At 59.8% G+C, this 4241-nt stretch carries 5 protein-coding genes; all 5 read left to right on the top strand.

Annotated features, from left to right (window positions below):
- The first annotated feature begins 421 nt into the window (after positions 1–421).
- Complete coding sequence (locus VIH17_05940; GenBank protein HEY4682775.1) at positions 422–1369, top strand: hypothetical protein; 948 nt, start codon at positions 422–424, stop codon at positions 1367–1369.
- 44 nt (positions 1370–1413) lie between these two features.
- The gene (locus tag VIH17_05945; GenBank protein HEY4682776.1) at positions 1414–2043 is read left to right on the top strand and encodes a YdcF family protein; all 630 of its coding nucleotides are present in this window, start codon (positions 1414–1416) and stop codon (positions 2041–2043) included.
- A 133-nt stretch (positions 2044–2176) separates the two neighbouring features.
- Entirely contained in the window at positions 2177–2710 is a 534-nt protein-coding gene (locus tag VIH17_05950) for a polymer-forming cytoskeletal protein (protein HEY4682777.1), read from the top strand.
- Between the two features lie 12 nt (positions 2711–2722).
- Positions 2723–3385, top strand: a complete 663-nt coding sequence (locus tag VIH17_05955) for a class I SAM-dependent methyltransferase (GenBank protein HEY4682778.1) — start codon at positions 2723–2725, stop codon at positions 3383–3385.
- Between the two features lie 403 nt (positions 3386–3788).
- Positions 3789–4241: hypothetical protein (locus VIH17_05960; GenBank protein HEY4682779.1), on the top strand; the 453-nt coding region annotated here is incomplete at its 3' end.

The raw sequence follows: 4241 nt of genomic DNA on the forward strand, positions 1-4241 counted from the left end.
CCGGTGCATGTTCTGCGGGTTGTGCGAGGATGCCTGTCCGACGGACGCCTTGGAACTGACGCAGGATTTTGAGTTGGCGAGCTACAGCCGGGAGGGAGCCATCTGGGACCGGCACATGCTCGAACAGGGACCTACCCCCACACGCTACACTCGCTAGGGCCGTTCCGACTATTTGCCCCGATGAGTCTCACTGCGTCGCGAGGCCGGCGGGAAGCCGTCCTCTTCCTTCCCACTTGCCTTTCCCAAGTTGGAACGGCACTGGACCTCTGCGGCTGATTCTCCACGAGCAACGCAATGGAAAGGGCAGGAAATAGGGACGGGGCGGGCGTCGTGTTGACAGGGTGAAAATCCGTGCGGTATAACGGCTCTGCCCCTCAACCCGATGGAACTTCGCAAGGATCCGATCACACGCAGCTGGGTCATGCTGGGCGAGGCGGACGGCCAGCCCGCGCCGAGCGAACCCTGCCCCTTTTGCCGCGGCAATGAATCCTTGACGCCGCCGGCCATTCTTACTTTGCCAGACAAATCGTCGCCGTGGCAGATCCGGGTCTTTCCCCACTTTCGACCCATGTATCGCATCGAAGGCGAGCCAGGGCGCAGCGCGGACGGCATCTACGATCGCATGCGGGCGGTGGGCGCTCATGAAATTATCGTCGAGAATCCCGATCACAACCGCCATATCAGCGACTCCTCCCCCGAGGAGATCAGCCTTGTCCTCAAAGCCTTTGCTCTGCGCATCCTCGACCTCAAACAGGACCGACGCTTCAAGTACGTCACCATTTTCCGAAACCGGGGCGAGCGGGCCGGAGAAGAATGGGCGCATCCCCATTCGCAACTCACGGCGACCACTTTTGTGCCTCGCCGCATCGTTTATGAGCTCCGCGCCAGCCGGGAGTATTTCGCCGAGAAAGAGCGGTGCGTCTTTTGCGACATCGTGCGGCAGGAAGAACGGCAACAGAAGAGGGTGGTCGAAACTCTGGGGGGTTTTACGGCGCTGTGTCCCTATGCTTCGCGCGTGCCCTACGAGATCTGGATTCTGCCACGCTATCATCATCACTCGTTTGAATCCGACATGAACGAATCACCCGCCCGCGTGGACGTGGCCCGTTTGATCCGGCGGGTGGTTCGGCGACTGCAGGGTATTTCCGAGACCTATCACATGGTTTTGCACACCGCCCCCAATGCGCTCGTTCGCGCCGGTGTCGCCGAATCTTGGAAGACACTGGCCGAAGACTACCACTGGCATATTGAGATCCTGCCCATAGTTCCCCAGAGCGCCAAGTCCTATGTCCTCAAAGAGGTGTACTACAGCCCGGTGAACCCGGAGTCGGCTGCGCAACAGCTCCGGGAAATCAATCCAGAAGGGTAGGATTTCCCTTGGCCGTTCGGCCCGAGAGGCGAGACTTTTGCTCCATGACGCGCGGGGGCATCTTCGCCAAGTTGCTATTTCTGATTTTTCTCCTCTTTTTGCTGGGGGTTGCCTACCTGTTTCGCGGACCCGTACTCCGGTCGCTTGGGCGCTGGTGGGTTGTTTCTGAGGAGCCAGAAAAGGTTCAGGTGATCGCCGTCTGTAGTGGCGACAATGCTTACGGCGAACGGGTGAGGAAGGCGGTGGAACTCTATCGTGCCGGATGGGGAGAATGGCTCCTTTTGAGCGGGGGAGTGTATCGCACCTATCTGCCTGAAGTCGAACTGATGAAGCGCGAGGCCATAGGGCAGGGTGTGCCGGCTGAGCGCGTCTTGACGTTGTCGTCCGGGGCCAGCTTTACGAGGGAAGAGATTCAGCAAATGAAGGCTCTCTTGACGGGTCACGGATGGAATCGTGTCTTGCTGGTCACGTCGAACTATCACGCGCGCCGCGTCCGCATCATCGCCCGCAAAGTGCTTGGCGAAAGCGGCATCGCGTTCCGCGTGGTATCCGCGCCGGACAGCGAATTTCCTGCCGACGGTTGGTGGCGAACCGACACCGGGCAAAGCTGTTTCTGGCTGGAGACACAAAAGGTGGTTTGGACCTACTTGGAATTGGCGTTGGGGAAGGATTAGCTGGCAAGGGGCGGTGTTTACTTCCGGAGTTTTGCTGTACTATAGTTGAGACTTGCCCGCGGCTTCAGGAATTGACCGGCGATTCCGCCCCACGAAAGCAGGCGAAGCATCGGTACGGGCCAAGGAGTGGTTGATGTGGCGCAAACGCCAGGACGAACCGGAAGTGGTTCCGCGCGGGACGCCGGTGCCCGCCCCGATGGCATCGGGGCCCGCGACTGAACCGAAGCCTCCTGCTGAGGTGAGGACGGTGATGGCATCCACGAATACGCAAATCGGCCAGACAGTCGCTTTGAAAGGCGAAATTTCGGCGCGCGAAAACCTGCTCATCGATGGCGAGGTGGAAGGAACCATCGAATTGCAGGAGGCCAGCCTCACGGTCGGCCAGCATGGCCGGGTGACCGCCGATATTCGCGCCAAAGAGATCATCATTGACGGCGCGGTCAAAGGCAATCTCTACGCCAGCGAGCGCATCGAAATTCGCCGCTCCGGATCGGTGGTGGGCGATCTGGTCTCCGCCCGCGTGATGATTGAGGACGGTGCCTACTTCAAAGGCAGTGTTGACATCGTTCGGCAAGAAACCGAAGCGCCCCGAGCCCCGGCCGAATCGCTCCGGATGGGGTTGAACGTTCCCGTCGAAGCCAAGGACCTGTCCCGCCCGGCGGGATAATTGGCAGTACCCATGGCCCCACTGGCCCAATTCGGGCACGCCCGGGGATGGCTGGATCGACGCGGTGAACCCACCCGACCCTCGCCGGCCGACTCAGCCACAGCCCTCCGGTCCAGCACCAGGCTGTCCAATGGCCTGAAGGAGTTCGTCCGCGAATTACCTCTCGGCCGCGGGCTTATCCTGGATGCGGGGCCCGCCTGGCAATCTACTATCGAGTTTTTTACCGAGCGCGGCTTCAAGATTTACGCGGACGACATCCTCCGCGGTTGCCGCGAGGCTCGTGAGGAGGAAGGCGAGAGGCCGCTCGTCGAGCGCTTCCTGGCTCGTTGTCTCGACCAACCTGACAACTCCTTTGACGGTATCCTGGTCTGGGATCTGATTGACTATCTGGAGGAAGAGCTTTTGCCGGGGGTGGTGCGCCGGCTCTACCAGGTAGCCCGGCCAGGCGGGCTTGTGCTGGGAATTTTCCACAGCAAGATTCCATCGCCCATGCCGGAATTTCGGCGCTACCGAATCCTTAGTGCCGAGACGCTTGAAATCCTTCCCACCGGCATGACCCTGCCGGTCCGGCGCGCTCTGGCGAACCGGCAGTTACTCGACCTTTTCGGTCAATTTCGTTCTTCCAAGACCTTCATTGGCCGCGACAACCTTCGCGAGGCGCTATTTCTGAAGTAGCTGCCAGTGCCTGCCGCTAGTGCCGTTCCAACTAATTGAGCAGAATAGCGAGCTGGTGCCGTTCCAACTATTTGGGGCCATTTTCCGCAAGTCGCAGGGCATGCTTTATTGATCATACAGGATCGAGATGTATAGGCTCATCAAGTTGGAACGGCACTGGAGCGACATAATTAGTCATAAGTGCTGAGTCCATGAAGAACTTAGCCCAAAATAGTTGGAACGGCACTAGCCGGCACGGTGAGCCCGCAGGGGCGTAGCTGTTGGCATTTCGCTCTTACCCTCCATCGCCGGTCGCGGGCAGACAGCTACCGACCATTGCCCCGCCGGGGTGTGAGGCGGCTACCGCAGCTCCGCTCTTTCGCGTAACATACCGCCGACGATTTTCTTTTTTGCCGGAGCTTCCATGAAAAAGACGCGACAGTTGGTTCTTTTCCTCTGCCTCCTCTGCTTCCTTGCTTCCTTTGTCTCCTCTGCCTCCAGTGCTGATTTCGACATTCTCATCCTCAACGGCAAGATTGTGGACGGCAGCGGCAACCCCTGGTTTTACGGTGACGTCGGCATCCGCGACGGACGAATCGCCGCCATCGGCAAGCTGGCTGGCCAGCCAGCCAAGCGCACGATTGATGCCGGCCGGATGATTGTCTCGCCCGGCTTCCTGGACATGCTCGGCCAATCCGAATACACGCTGCTGGTGGACTCACGCGCGGAAAGCAAGCTTCGCCAGGGGATCACCACCGAGATCACCGGCGAGGGCGAATCGCCGGCCCCGGTGAATGACCGCACGCTCAAAGACCTTCAGCCGGAACTCGACCATTATGGCATCCGCGCCGATTGGAAAACTCTCGACGAGTACTTC

This window comes from Candidatus Acidiferrales bacterium (assembly GCA_036514995.1).
Classification (GTDB): domain Bacteria; phylum Acidobacteriota; class Terriglobia; order Acidiferrales; family DATBWB01; genus DATBWB01.

Bases quoted from the DNA above. Each gene is read 5' to 3' on its own strand.
- VIH17_05940 (HEY4682775.1), top strand. From the start codon at position 422: ATGCTGGGCGAGGCGGACGGCCAGCCCGCGCCGAGCGAACCCTGCCCC.
- VIH17_05945 (HEY4682776.1), top strand. From the start codon at position 1,414: ATGACGCGCGGGGGCATCTTCGCCAAGTTGCTATTTCTGATTTTTCTC.
- VIH17_05950 (HEY4682777.1), top strand. From the start codon at position 2,177: ATGTGGCGCAAACGCCAGGACGAACCGGAAGTGGTTCCGCGCGGGACG.
- VIH17_05955 (HEY4682778.1), top strand. From the start codon at position 2,723: ATGGCCCCACTGGCCCAATTCGGGCACGCCCGGGGATGGCTGGATCGA.